General features: G+C 42.9%; 14 protein-coding genes and 4 tRNA genes. 3 read left to right on the top strand and 15 right to left on the bottom strand.

Features of this window, described 5'->3' with window-relative positions; all coding sequences use genetic code 11:
• Nucleotides 1–11: 11 nt before the first annotated feature.
• From rplL to B1s21160_RS00555, 7 genes are all read right to left on the bottom strand, one after another.
• Nucleotides 12–395: a 50S ribosomal protein L7/L12 gene (rplL, locus tag B1s21160_RS00585; protein WP_095671975.1), complete on the bottom strand. Its 384-nt coding sequence runs from the start codon at nucleotides 393–395 to the stop codon at nucleotides 12–14.
• Between the two features lie 66 nt (nucleotides 396–461).
• On the bottom strand, nucleotides 462–1,073 hold the full coding sequence (gene rplJ, locus B1s21160_RS00580; protein WP_095671974.1) for a 50S ribosomal protein L10: 612 nt from the start codon (nucleotides 1,071–1,073) through the stop codon (nucleotides 462–464).
• 211 nt (nucleotides 1,074–1,284) lie between these two features.
• Nucleotides 1,285–1,995, bottom strand: a complete 711-nt coding sequence (rplA, locus tag B1s21160_RS00575) for a 50S ribosomal protein L1 (protein ID WP_095671973.1) — start codon at nucleotides 1,993–1,995, stop codon at nucleotides 1,285–1,287.
• Nucleotides 1,996–2,084: 89 nt separating this feature from the next.
• A complete protein-coding gene (rplK, locus tag B1s21160_RS00570) occupies nucleotides 2,085–2,516 on the bottom strand; it encodes a 50S ribosomal protein L11 (RefSeq protein WP_095671972.1) in 432 nt (143 codons plus the stop codon).
• A gap of 36 nt (nucleotides 2,517–2,552) precedes the next feature.
• Complete coding sequence (gene nusG, locus B1s21160_RS00565; RefSeq protein ID WP_095671971.1) at nucleotides 2,553–3,263, bottom strand: transcription termination/antitermination protein NusG; 711 nt, start codon at nucleotides 3,261–3,263, stop codon at nucleotides 2,553–2,555.
• An 18-nt stretch (nucleotides 3,264–3,281) separates the two neighbouring features.
• Nucleotides 3,282–3,506: a preprotein translocase subunit SecE gene (secE, locus tag B1s21160_RS00560; protein WP_095671970.1), complete on the bottom strand. Its 225-nt coding sequence runs from the start codon at nucleotides 3,504–3,506 to the stop codon at nucleotides 3,282–3,284.
• Between the two features lie 52 nt (nucleotides 3,507–3,558).
• Nucleotides 3,559–3,632: transfer RNA gene (locus B1s21160_RS00555), tRNA-Trp, on the bottom strand.
• Between the two features lie 136 nt (nucleotides 3,633–3,768).
• On the opposite strand from B1s21160_RS00555, the gene B1s21160_RS00550 reads away from it, so the two are divergent.
• Nucleotides 3,769–4,983, top strand: coding sequence for a pyridoxal phosphate-dependent aminotransferase (locus B1s21160_RS00550; RefSeq protein WP_095672871.1), 1,215 nt, complete (start codon nucleotides 3,769–3,771; stop codon nucleotides 4,981–4,983).
• Here B1s21160_RS00550 and B1s21160_RS00545 read toward each other — a convergent pair.
• The 6 genes from B1s21160_RS00545 to B1s21160_RS00520 all read right to left on the bottom strand — a co-directional run bounded on the left by B1s21160_RS00545 (nucleotide 4,980) and on the right by B1s21160_RS00520 (nucleotide 8,598).
• Nucleotides 4,980–6,005 (bottom strand): UDP-N-acetylmuramate dehydrogenase, encoded by a 1,026-nt coding sequence (locus B1s21160_RS00545; RefSeq protein WP_095671969.1) that lies wholly within the window; start codon nucleotides 6,003–6,005, stop codon nucleotides 4,980–4,982. The genes B1s21160_RS00550 and B1s21160_RS00545 overlap by 4 nt on opposite strands.
• Before the next feature lie 9 nt (nucleotides 6,006–6,014).
• The gene (locus tag B1s21160_RS00540; protein WP_095671968.1) at nucleotides 6,015–6,701 is read right to left on the bottom strand and encodes a hypothetical protein; all 687 of its coding nucleotides are present in this window, start codon (nucleotides 6,699–6,701) and stop codon (nucleotides 6,015–6,017) included.
• Between the two features lie 13 nt (nucleotides 6,702–6,714).
• Nucleotides 6,715–6,885: a 50S ribosomal protein L33 gene (gene rpmG, locus B1s21160_RS00535; RefSeq protein ID WP_009611904.1), complete on the bottom strand. Its 171-nt coding sequence runs from the start codon at nucleotides 6,883–6,885 to the stop codon at nucleotides 6,715–6,717.
• Between the two features lie 104 nt (nucleotides 6,886–6,989).
• Nucleotides 6,990–7,063 (bottom strand) — tRNA-Met (locus B1s21160_RS00530).
• Between the two features lie 16 nt (nucleotides 7,064–7,079).
• Nucleotides 7,080–7,152, bottom strand: a tRNA-Thr gene (locus B1s21160_RS00525).
• Between the two features lie 54 nt (nucleotides 7,153–7,206).
• Nucleotides 7,207–8,598 (bottom strand): glycosyltransferase, encoded by a 1,392-nt coding sequence (locus B1s21160_RS00520; protein WP_095671967.1) that lies wholly within the window; start codon nucleotides 8,596–8,598, stop codon nucleotides 7,207–7,209.
• A 37-nt stretch (nucleotides 8,599–8,635) separates the two neighbouring features.
• Between B1s21160_RS00520 and B1s21160_RS00515 the strand changes: the two genes are divergently transcribed.
• Nucleotides 8,636–9,562 carry a hypothetical protein gene (locus tag B1s21160_RS00515; RefSeq protein ID WP_095671966.1) on the top strand — a complete coding sequence of 309 codons (927 nt, stop codon included), beginning with the start codon at nucleotides 8,636–8,638 and terminating at the stop codon, nucleotides 9,560–9,562.
• A gap of 5 nt (nucleotides 9,563–9,567) precedes the next feature.
• Here B1s21160_RS00515 and B1s21160_RS00510 read toward each other — a convergent pair.
• A tRNA-Tyr gene (locus B1s21160_RS00510) sits at nucleotides 9,568–9,653 on the bottom strand.
• 59 nt (nucleotides 9,654–9,712) lie between these two features.
• Nucleotides 9,713–10,954 (bottom strand): alpha-hydroxy acid oxidase, encoded by a 1,242-nt coding sequence (locus B1s21160_RS00505; protein WP_095671965.1) that lies wholly within the window; start codon nucleotides 10,952–10,954, stop codon nucleotides 9,713–9,715.
• A 66-nt stretch (nucleotides 10,955–11,020) separates the two neighbouring features.
• Here B1s21160_RS00505 and B1s21160_RS00500 point away from each other — a divergent pair, with 66 nt between their 5' ends.
• Nucleotides 11,021–11,509 carry a YajQ family cyclic di-GMP-binding protein gene (locus B1s21160_RS00500; RefSeq protein WP_041887810.1) on the top strand — a complete coding sequence of 163 codons (489 nt, stop codon included), beginning with the start codon at nucleotides 11,021–11,023 and terminating at the stop codon, nucleotides 11,507–11,509.
• The last annotated feature ends 11 nt before the right edge of the window (nucleotides 11,510–11,520 follow it).

Genomic DNA, 11,520 nt, shown 5'->3' with positions numbered 1-11,520 from the left:
TTGGAAGATGCTTACTTGATTGTGACCTTAGCCCCTGCAGCCTCAAACGCAGCCTTCGCCTTATCAGCGGTCGCCTTGTCAGCCTTCTCCATCAGGGTTGCAGGTGTGGCATCAACTAGATCCTTCGCCTCTTTTAGGCCAAGGCTGGAGTTAAGCGCACGAACCTCTTTGATAACTGCAATCTTTTGAGATCCAGCATCCTCAAGGATGATAGTGAACTCATCTTTTACCGCTTCAGCAGCGCCGCCAGCGGCACCACCAGCAGCAGCTGCTGCAACTGGAGCTGCAGCTGTTACATCAAACTCTGTCTCAAATGCTTTCACAAACTCTGTTAGCTCAACCAAAGACATGTCTTTGAACTGACCTAATAGATCTGCGGTGTTTAGTTTTGCCATTTTCGTTCCTTTTCTTTTTGTTCCCGACTCCAACTCTTGGTATGAGTGCGGGGTTGGGGGTCGGTTTTAGTTTTCTGTGCTTTCAGCAGCTGGTGCTGCTTCAGCGACAACTTCTGGTGCTGCAACTGGTGCTGGTGTTTCCACCGCTACCTCAGCAACTGGTGCTGCAACTGGTGTTGCAACTGGTGCTGGTGCACCGGCTTCCATCTTGATGCGAAGTGCGTCAAATGTTCTAGCTGCCTTAGACATAGATGCCTTCATAGCACCTGCAATCTTGGCAAGAAGAACTTCGCGAGATTCAAGATTTGCAAGCTGAATAATCTCAGCAGTGGTGACTGCTTTGCCATCAAAAATTCCACCTTTGATGATTAATAGCGGGTTATCTTTAGCAAAATCACGCAATACTTTGGCGGCATCAATTGGATCACCCTTAATAAATGCAACTGCAGATGGGCCAGCAAGCATTTCTGGATCTAAGTCAACGCCCGCTTCTTTAGCAGCAATTTTGGTTAAAGTGTTTTTAACAACTGAATACTTATTTTTAACGCCAAGTGAGCGACGTAATTGCTTTAATAGCGTGGCTGAGAGGCCACGATATTCAGTGAGTACAGTTGCGTTTGCAGTACGGAAATCATCAACGATCTCAGCTACCGCAGCGGTTTTATCTGCACTTGCCATTTGGCATCCTTTCTAAATAAGAAAAACCCCGGCGCATAAATGCACTCGAGGTTATCGATTACACCTATGCGGGCTGTTTTTCAACAATTACCTTTTAAAGATTTACTTTAAAAGACCTGCAGTCTTTGGTTTCTAGTCTCACTAATTTCTTAGCTCAACTTGAATAAGCCAAGGGTAGGCGCAAAGGCCTACCCAAGTCAAAATCAGGTATTTACTGAATCTGTGGGCCACCATCGCGAGCGATAGAGGTATCAACTTTGATTCCTGGGCTCATAGTTGATGAGACGGTTGCTGATTTAACAAATCTACCCTTTGATGATGCTGGCTTCGCCCGCATTACCTCTTCAATGGCTGCGGCATAGTTTTCAGCTAATTGTTCGGCAGTAAATGAAACCTTACCGATTACAAAGTGAAGGTTTGCATTCTTATCAACTCTAAACTCAATCTTTCCGCCCTTGATATCAGTAACGGCTTTAGCAACATTGGTAGTTACAGTTCCAGTCTTTGGATTTGGCATTAAACCGCGAGGTCCAAGCACCTTTCCAAGTCGGCCGACCTTTCCCATTAACTCCGGAGTTGAAACCACCGCGTCGTAATCAAGGCGGCCTTTTGATACTTCATCAATTAACTCATCGGCGCCAACAATGTCAGCACCCGCAGCACGTGCCTCTTCAGCTCGCTCACCACCTGCAAAAACTAAAACTCGCGCCGTCTTACCAGTGCCGTGTGGCAGGTTTACGGTGGAGCGGATCGCTTGATCTGCTTTCTTAGGATCTACACCTAGGAACAAAGCAACATCAACTGTGGCATCGTACTTAACTGTTGAGGTTTCTTTAACTAACTTCATCGCCTCACCTGGCATATAAAGATTATCTAATTTAATCTTTTCTGCGGCGGCCTTATATTTCTTACTGCGCTTCATTTCTTCTCCTCTTAATTAATCTTGAAAGGGTTTTCAAGATTGGGGTTGTGGTTTTTGCGAACCAGCGAGGTTCTCCCACAGTTTTTTCTTTAGTTAGAGACGGTAATACCCATCGAACGAGCGGTACCGGCAATAATTCTTGATGCCATCTCCAAGTCATTAGCGTTTAGATCCACCATCTTCTGCTTGGCGATCTCCTCCACCTGTGCCTTAGTTAGATTTGCAACCTTATCTTTGTGTGGGATCGCAGATCCCTTTTCAATTCCAGCAGCTTTTAGAATTAAACGTGAGGCTGGTGGAGTCTTAGTAATAAAAGTAAATGTGCGATCTTCAAAAACAGTAATTTCAACTGGGATGATATTTCCTTTTTGGCTCTCAGTTGCTGCGTTGTAAGCCTTAACGAAATCCATGATGTTCACACCATGTTGACCCAAAGCCGGACCAACTGGTGGTGCTGGTGTGGCAGCTCCAGCCTGGATCTGCAACTTAATAAGTGCGGTTACCTTCTTCTTCGGTGCCATGTTTTTTCCTTTTCTCTTTAGTTAATTCTCGTCTGATTAAATCTTCTGGACCTGATGGAATGAAAGTTCAACCGGAGTTTCCCGGCCAAAGATTGAAACCAATACTTTTAATTTTGCTTGCTCTGGCATAATCTCCGAGATAGTTGCTGGCAATGTGGCAAATGGTCCATCCATTACCGTGATTGATTCACCAATTGCATAATCAACATCCTTCATTTCAATCTTGCCGCCCTTCTTAAGTGGGCGAGGAGCCAAAATGTTTTCTACCTCAGGCAAAGTAAGCGGTGATGGATGATGGGCGTTACCAACGAAGCCAGTAACACCTGGGGTATTTCGCACACATGACCAAGACTCATCTGTTAATTCCATTCGGACTAAAACATATCCGGGGAAGACATTTCGCTTTACAACTTTGATGGCGCCATTCTTAAGCTCACGAACCTCTTCCTCTGGTACTTCAATCTGGAAGATAAAATCCTCCATGTTTAAGGATTGAATACGGTTTACTAAATTTCCCTTTACCTTCTTCTCATACCCAGCATAGGAGTGAACTACAAACCACTCACCTGGTGCATTTCGCAAAGCAGCGCGAAACTCGGCATTCTCATCATTTTCCTCTGCAACATCTGCCGCCACATCCTCAATTACTGGCGCGATTACCTCTTCAATTACTGGCGCACTCTCAGTGACAGCTAATGCTGCCTCAAATGCATCCATTGGTGGATTGGCTGGGGTATCAATTGACATCATATTTTCCGATTCACCTTAGCCAAATACCCAGAAAGTTATTTTTGTTAATACTAAATCAAAGGCTGAAACTACTAAAACAACAAATCCAACGAAAACTAAAACCACTGCGGTGTAGGTAGTTAATTGGTTACGAGTTGGCCAAACAACTTTGCTTAACTCAGATATAACCTGGCGATAGAACAGGGCGATGCGACCAAAGATGCCCTTGGCCTCTTCAGTTGAGACGATCTCTTCGCTCATCTACCTATTCCTTTACTCGTTAGCTTTTACAACTTTTCTTACCTATTACTTGCAGGGCAGGAGGGACTCGAACCCCCAACCGGCCGCTTTGGAGACGGCAACTCTAGCCAATTGAGCTACTGCCCTTCGTCCCGAATTAAGGCATGAAAAATCATGACCTAATACAAGCGCCGGGGAAGAAATTGTAGGCGGGTTATTCCGAAAGGTAAAACTGAGATAAATGGTAAGCCAGTTTTAAGCGTAGATGGCAGACTTAACCCCCATGGGTGAATCACAAAAGATGCGAGTTTCAAAACGAATTGCAGCAATCGCCGAGTCAGCAACTCTTGCCGTTGATAGTAAAGCAAAGGCACTTAAAGCTGCCGGCCGTCCGGTAATTGGATTTGGCGCTGGTGAACCAGATTTTCCTACACCTGATTATATTGTTAATGCTGCTATTGAAGCCGCAAAGATTCCGGCAAATCATCGCTATACCCCAGTAGCTGGATTACCAGAGCTGCGCGAGGCAATAGTTAATAAAACAAAACGAGATTCAAATTATGAAATAACTGCAGATCAAGTATTAGTAACTAACGGTGGCAAGCAAGCAGTGAACCAAGCTTTTGCAGTACTGCTTGATCCAGGTGATGAGGTAATTGTGCCATCACCTTATTGGACAACTTATCCAGAATGTATAAATCTTGCCGGAGGCAAGATGGTTGAAGTATTTGCTGATGAAGCACAAGATTACTTAGTCACTGTGGAGCAGTTGGAGAAGGTCCGAACTGCAAAAACTAAGGTGCTGCTATTTTGTTCACCATCTAATCCAACTGGCGCAGTTTATTCACCAGCGCAGGTGAAGAAAATTGGTGAGTGGGCATTAGCAAATAATCTTTGGGTAATAACTGATGAAATATATGAGCACCTACTTTATGACGGTGCCACCGCACCAAGTATTTGTGTATTAGTACCAAAGTTGGCAGATCAAACAATTATTATCAATGGTGTTGCTAAAACATATGCGATGACTGGTTGGCGAGTGGGCTGGATGATTGGTCCAAAGGACATCATTAAGGCTGCAACAAATCTACATTCGCACTCAACTGCAAATGTGGCAAATGTTCCACAGCGAGCTGCAATTGCTGCCTTAAATGGTGATCTATCTGCGGTGCATAAAATGGGTGAAGCATTTGATCGCAGGCGAAAATTAATTGTTAAATTACTAAATGAGATTCCCGGTGTTACCTGTCCAACCCCAACTGGTGCTTTTTATGTTTATCCATCGGTAAAGGGCGTGCTGGGAAAAACTATTCGCGGAAAGTCACCAAAAACTTCGGCCGAACTTGCCACTTTAATTTTGGATGAGGTAGAGGTTGCTGCAGTTCCAGGTGAGGCATTTGGTCCATCTGGCTACCTTCGATTTTCTTACGCAACTAGTGATGCTGATATCACTGAGGGAATTGGTAGAGTGAAAAAATTATTAAGTGAAGCAATCTAGTTTAAATCTAGACCTACTAATTGCACCTCTGCTTGTAATTTAATTCCAAACTTTTCAAATACCGCAGCTCTGGCCTTCTTTGCCAACTCCACAATATCTTCAGCCCTGGCATCTCCTGAATTGGTAAGTGCTAGAACATGCTTATTTGAAATCTGAGCACCAGCTAATTTTTCACCCTTAAAAATCCCCGCATGCTCCATCAACCAAGCAGCTGAAGTTTTAACTCTGCCATCTGCTTGTGGCCAGCGTGGTGCATCTTTTGGTAATTTCTCAGCCTCGGCTTTACTAAGAATAGGGTTAACAAAAAAAGAGCCAGCAGAGTAAGTATTTGAATCAGTTGGATTTAGCAACATACCTTTACGACCTCGCAGATCCAAAACTGCTTGGCGTACCTTTGTAACCACAGCTCTTTCACCCAATTTAATTCCTAAGTAATTAGCCAGTTCAATATAGGAAATTGGCAGTGATTCATCACCTTTTCGCAGTTGAAAAGTGACATTTAAAATTACATATCGATCAGCTTCTTGCTTAAAGACAGAGCTTCGATAGGAAAAATTACATTGTGCATTAGTTAAGGTAACTACCTCACCTTTTTTACGGTCATAAGCTTTGACTCGGGCGATAGTTTCACTCACCTCATGCCCGTACGCACCAATATTTTGGATGGGTGAACCTCCAACAGTGCCTGGAATTCCACTTAAGGATTCCAAATCAGCAAAGCCTTTATTAATTGTTAGCTCAACAAATTTATCCCAATCCTCCCCAGCTGCCACCTCAATCATGCCCCCACTGCATGCGTCGTAATCTAAAGCGCTTCCTTTGCTTTCAACTCTTATTACTGTTCCTGCAAATCCTGAATCACTGATTAATAAATTTGATCCGCCACCTAAAATTAATACCTTCTCACCAGCTTGATCTGCCGCTTTTACAAACTCAATTAACTCCGCTGCGGTGTGAGCATGAACTATTTTTTGTGCAGGTCCACCAACTCGAAGTGTGGTGAAATCAGATAATTGCTCCATAACCTAAGCCTATCTACGGGCACAGAGGATCTCATTTTTTCCTCTAAACCGATCTAAAATGCGTTGGTAATTCTTCCGGGAATTCTTATCTCGGTAATCAGGATCCACATCGTGGTAACCATGATGCCGCCCCTGTGCTAGCGGTAAATCCATTTGCAGTAATTTGCCACCAAATTGCCTAAGAGCCAGGCTAAGTTCAAGATCAGCATTTCGATAATACTTTGCACTTGGATTTGCACCACCTGCTGCAATTGCAAACTTTCGGTCAACTGCTAAGTAGTAGCTAAATAAGACATCCACTTCACCTACTCCTTTATCTTCACTACTCTTCCAATCATCAGCTAAATTAATAAGTCCGCCCTTCCATCCCACCCCCTGATATCCGGTGGCTAATTGATTAAGAGTCATCTCAATTGGATCTGCAGTGAATGTGGTTGAGGGATCCATAATGAGCAGGTAATCCTCAGTGTGGGTATTAAGAAAATTATTAATCAAATTGCCCCAGCCAAGTGGATTTTTTTCTTGGGTAAGGGTTATCTGTGGTGAATTAAACAAGTCTGCTGCCAGCCAATTACTTTTGCCATTGGCATGGATACTTATTGGAGTATTTGTGTGCTTGGTAATTGAATTAACACAGATAAGCAAATCATCCACAAAGCCCTCTGCAATTAAGCAGATGCGAATTTTCCCGGCCATTGGCGGGTGCTAATTAACGAGTTTCGCGATGAAGTTGTGAAGATTTGCAACGTGGGCAAAACTTCTTAAGCTCTAAGCGATCTGGGTCGTTACGTCGGTTCTTGCGTGTGATGTAGTTGCGCTCTTTGCACTCAACACATGCCATTGTGATTTTTGGACGAACATCTGCACTTTTACTTGCCATGGTTGAGCTCCTAGCCTTGTAGTTAAATTAACTTTCGTTAATTTCTTTGGGTGAGGTTACCTGACCCTCACCATTTACTGAAATTACTGCTGGTTTCTAACTTGTAGCGGAGGCGGGATTTGAACCCACGACACAGCGATTATGAGCCGCTTGCTCTACCAAGCTGAGCTACCCCGCCAAACTTTTTCTCCTCGAGCCCCCTATCGGAATTGAACCGATGACCTTTTCCTTACCATGGAAACACTCTACCAACTGAGCTAAGGGGGCGAAGTGCTGGCTAAGGATACAACCCTGCTTTGTTATTTACGAATTACTGGCTAATTACTTTAAATAAGCCTTACTTGCAATCTGAGTTCGCCTTGATTTATATCTATCGGATGCACCGGTGAGCACATGCTCAAACGGATCACCACTCTTAATTAATTTAGATAAATCACTGACTTCACCCTCAACTAATTTTATTGAATCAGGTTTATTTACAAGCACATCTTTATGCGGCCTAAACCATCGATAAATCATGGTTAATAGTTGTAGTAGTGAGTAAACAACACCTCGCCATCCTCTGCCAAAGATATCCTGTACTTTTAATTTCCACAGTGTTTTACCTAGATTTTTCTCTTGTTGATTTGGCTGGTTAATCAATTCTTCAAATATCTTTGAAACTTCTTTTGCACCAGTTACTGCTGGAAGTTTTTCGCAATTACTTGCCAAGTTATCCCGCAAACTTTGTAGGGCTAATTGGGCCACAGTTGCGGTAATCTGCTTCAAATCACTTTGATCTACAGATAACGCCATTTTATTATCTGCTGCCCAAGCAGCCCTTGCTGCCTGATTATCGGTGCCACGAATGTTTGGGATGAATACCGTCGGAATTTTTGCAGCCAACTCCTCATGCACGCTGTTGTATCCAGCAGCGCATATGGCAGCATCAAATGCTGCCAGTACATGTGCAAGTGGAAAATGTCGAATAATTTTTATATCAAGCCCTGCGGGTGCTAACTGATTGCCATTTGCATCTATTGGATCCTTGGTAAGTACTACTTGTAAATTTGGCCAATCTACTAATCCAGATAATGCTGCGCTCATCTTGGCATTTAAATCAGCCTCACCAACTCCTAGCTGCACCAACACTGCAGGCCGATTCTGATCAATGCCCAGCAGACTTCGTGCTGCGGTTTTACCTAATGCAGTTCTTGCATCAAATATTGATATTGGCTTTACTAATCGATCATCACCTCTATTTACAGTTGGTCCCTTATCATAACTTTGCCCAAAATCACCTGGAGTAATAATCAAGTCCATCATTTTGGATTGCAGTGAGAGCAAATAGCTTCTTGAGCTCTTTTGCCAAAAACCTCTGCGCACCCAAACTAGTTTTACATCAGGTCGAATACTTTTGATTGCGATAATTCCTGGATAGGGAACTACGCCATCAAAACTAACAATTTTTGCACCCGTCTCATCAATCAAAGCTACGATGCGATCTCGCAAATAAGCATCCCAGGCAAATCGTCCCATCCACTTTCTATCTCTACCGGGAACATACTCAAATCGCACACCTGCAATCTTTGGCACCTCAACAACTCCAGCTGCCATGGAGATGATGATTGGATTTGCAAAACTCTTCAATTCAGTAGCGATCGCACTCGCCCGGGTTAGGTGCCCCATACCAATACCATTGCTAGTGGCTAGAATTATGGCTGGCTTATCCATGCAATCAGTATAACTACAACAAAGTTAGGCAGAGCTAATGAACAGAGCGATATTGATAGCAATTCTGGCTCTGCAACTTTTTGCACTTTATTATTTAATTAGGAGTGCTAGAAATCTTGGGAGTAAGGCAACTAAACATCACAATGAGTTGATGGCTAATATAAATTTGCTGAGAGCAGGTGATGGCAACAATATTCTTAATCATTTACTGATACCAAATGGTAAAGAGTTTAAAAATGTCAGCTGGGAGCATGTAATCTCCTTAACCAGCCATCCTGCAAGATTTAAAACTCTACATATAGTGATTGAGCAGCTACTAAATCAACGTTTGATCCCAAATAAAATATATTTAAATATTGCATCGGAAGATATGGCAAAGCTGCCTACCGATGTTTCAGCCTTAAAAAATAATGGAATTTTGCAGATTAATAGCTGCGCTGATTTAGGACCAGGTAAGAAGTTGATTCCAACCCTTATGCTAGAAAAAGCTTTACCAATAATTGTTGTTGATGATGATTTAATCTTTGAGGCAGATCTGAGTTTAAAGCTTATGATCCAGCATCACCTGACACCTAAAGCAATAGTTGCTAGCCGCGTACATAAGATCACCTATTCCGGCGATGAAAAAATCTCTTCTTATAACAGTTGGCATAAAAACTACTCCCTAAATGATGGGCCAGCTACTGATTTATTCGCTACCTCAGGTGCTGGCACACTCTATAAAGCAGATTTTTTCCACTCAGATGTCACTGATGAAAAATCCTATAAGCAGCTCTCCTTCCACACCGATGATCTTTGGTGGTTCATCCAAGGCAGACGAGTTGGCACTCTAACTAAACGCCTACCTGGTATTAGTAAATTAAATTACATAGAAGCAACGCAAGCAGATGGCTTGTGGCAGAGTGGTAATCAAGATAGAAATGATTCAAACCTAAAACTATTATTGGATAAGTACTCGATTTAATTATTTGGTGGCGGGTGAAGGATTTGAACCTACGAAGGCATAAGCCGGGGGATTTACAGTCCCCTCCCATTGGCCGCTCGGGCAACCCGCCAAGATTGTTAAGCGTTAGTGAAGTCTAAAGCCTAGGTAGTTGTAATGCCAAAAGAGCAATTATTTATCGCTATACCGTGCAATAAATCGAACATGATCTGGGTTTAACTCTGCAACAGTTCTTGCACCAAGTAATTTCATGGTTCTGGAAATTTGTGTTTTTAAAATATCTAAAGCTCTATCAACACCTGGTTTGCCACCTGCCATTAAGCCATAGAGATAAGCCCTGCCGATCCAAGTGAATTTTGCGCCGGTGGCAAGTGCTGCCACCACATCTGCGCCATGCATAATTCCAGTATCAATATGAACCTCTGCCTTACTACCCACAGCTTTTATTACCTCCGGCAACAGGTGAAGTGGAACCGGGGCCCGATCTAACTGCCGGCCACCATGGTTTGAAAGAATTATTGCATCTGCGCCAGATTCAATAGACATCAATGCGTCATCAACATTTTGAATTCCTTTTACTACCAAACTGCCCTGCCATTGCCCTCTGATCCACTTTAAATCCTCATAGGTAATAGTTGGATCAAACATAGAATCAAGCAGCTCTGCCACAGTGCCATTCCATGAATCTAAAGATGCAAACTTAAGTGGATCGGTGGTTAGAAAATTAATCCACCAAGCAGGACGAGGTATTGCATTAAGTATTGTTTTAGATGTTAGTGAGGGTGGAATAGTCATACCATTTCGCACATCACGTAATCTGGCGCCAGCAACTGGCACATCAACTGTTAATACCAAAGTGTCAAAGCCAGCATCCTTTGCCCTCTTAACCAGAGCCATACTTCGATCGCGATCTTTCCACATATAAAGTTGAAACCAATTACGGCCATCGGGTGCAGCTTTTGCTACATCTTCAATAGATCTAGTTCCCATAGTTGAGAGTGTGAAAGGAATACCGGCGTCACGAGCAGCGCATGCACCTGCATACTCACCCTCAGTTTGCATCATCCTAGTAAATCCAGTTGGCGCTATACCCAATGGCATGCTCATTTTTTTGCCCAGCATTTCCACTGAAAGATCTACATCTTTGACATTACGCAAAATCTTTGGTTGAAACTCTAGTTTTTCATAAGCTGCTCTGGCTCTGGTCAAACTCGTTTCAGTATCAGCGCCACCATCGGTGTAATCAAATGGTGCTTGTGGAGTGCGCCGCTTTGCAATATCTCTTAAATCATAAACAGTAAGTGCTCTTGTGAGTCGGCGTTTACGAGGGTTCCAAATAACTTTTCTAAATCTTAACAATTGAGCAAGATCTTTTGGACTTGGTATGCGCCGCTTAACCTTCACCTGGCTCACAACCACTCCAATCTATTCTTTTGGTATTAGGAAAAATCTAATCAATTTAGCGAGTAAAGTATAGACATGGCCGACAGCAGCTTCGACATAGTCTCAAAAATTGATCAAATGGAGTTGGATAACGCCTTCAATCAGTGTGATCGAGAAATCGCAACTCGGTATGACTTTAAGAACACTGAGACCAAGATTGAAAAAACTGGCTTGAAAGTTTTGTTGGAGTCTGGCACTGAAGAGCGAGTAAAAGCGGCGTTGGATGTATTGAAGGATAAATTAATCAAACGAAATGTCTCTTTAAAGCACCTAGATGCTGGGGAGCCAGCGTTAAGTGGCAAAACTTACAGAATAAATTGTGAATTTAAAGAGGGCATCTCAACTGAGAATGCAAAAAAGATCGCTAAGTTCTTAAAAGAAAAAGGACCTAAATCTCTAAAAACTCAGATCCAAGGTGATGAACTGCGGGTTTCAGGTAAGAGTAGGGATGATTTGCAAACTGCTATTGCCCAGGTCAAGAAAGAGAGTTGGGATTTTGCGGTTCAGTTCACCAACTACCGATAAATAAATTAAGG

Source organism: Candidatus Nanopelagicus hibericus (genome assembly GCF_002288005.1).
Taxonomy (GTDB): domain Bacteria; phylum Actinomycetota; class Actinomycetes; order Nanopelagicales; family Nanopelagicaceae; genus Nanopelagicus; species Nanopelagicus hibericus.
This window is presented reverse-complemented; position numbering and strand designations above follow the sequence as displayed.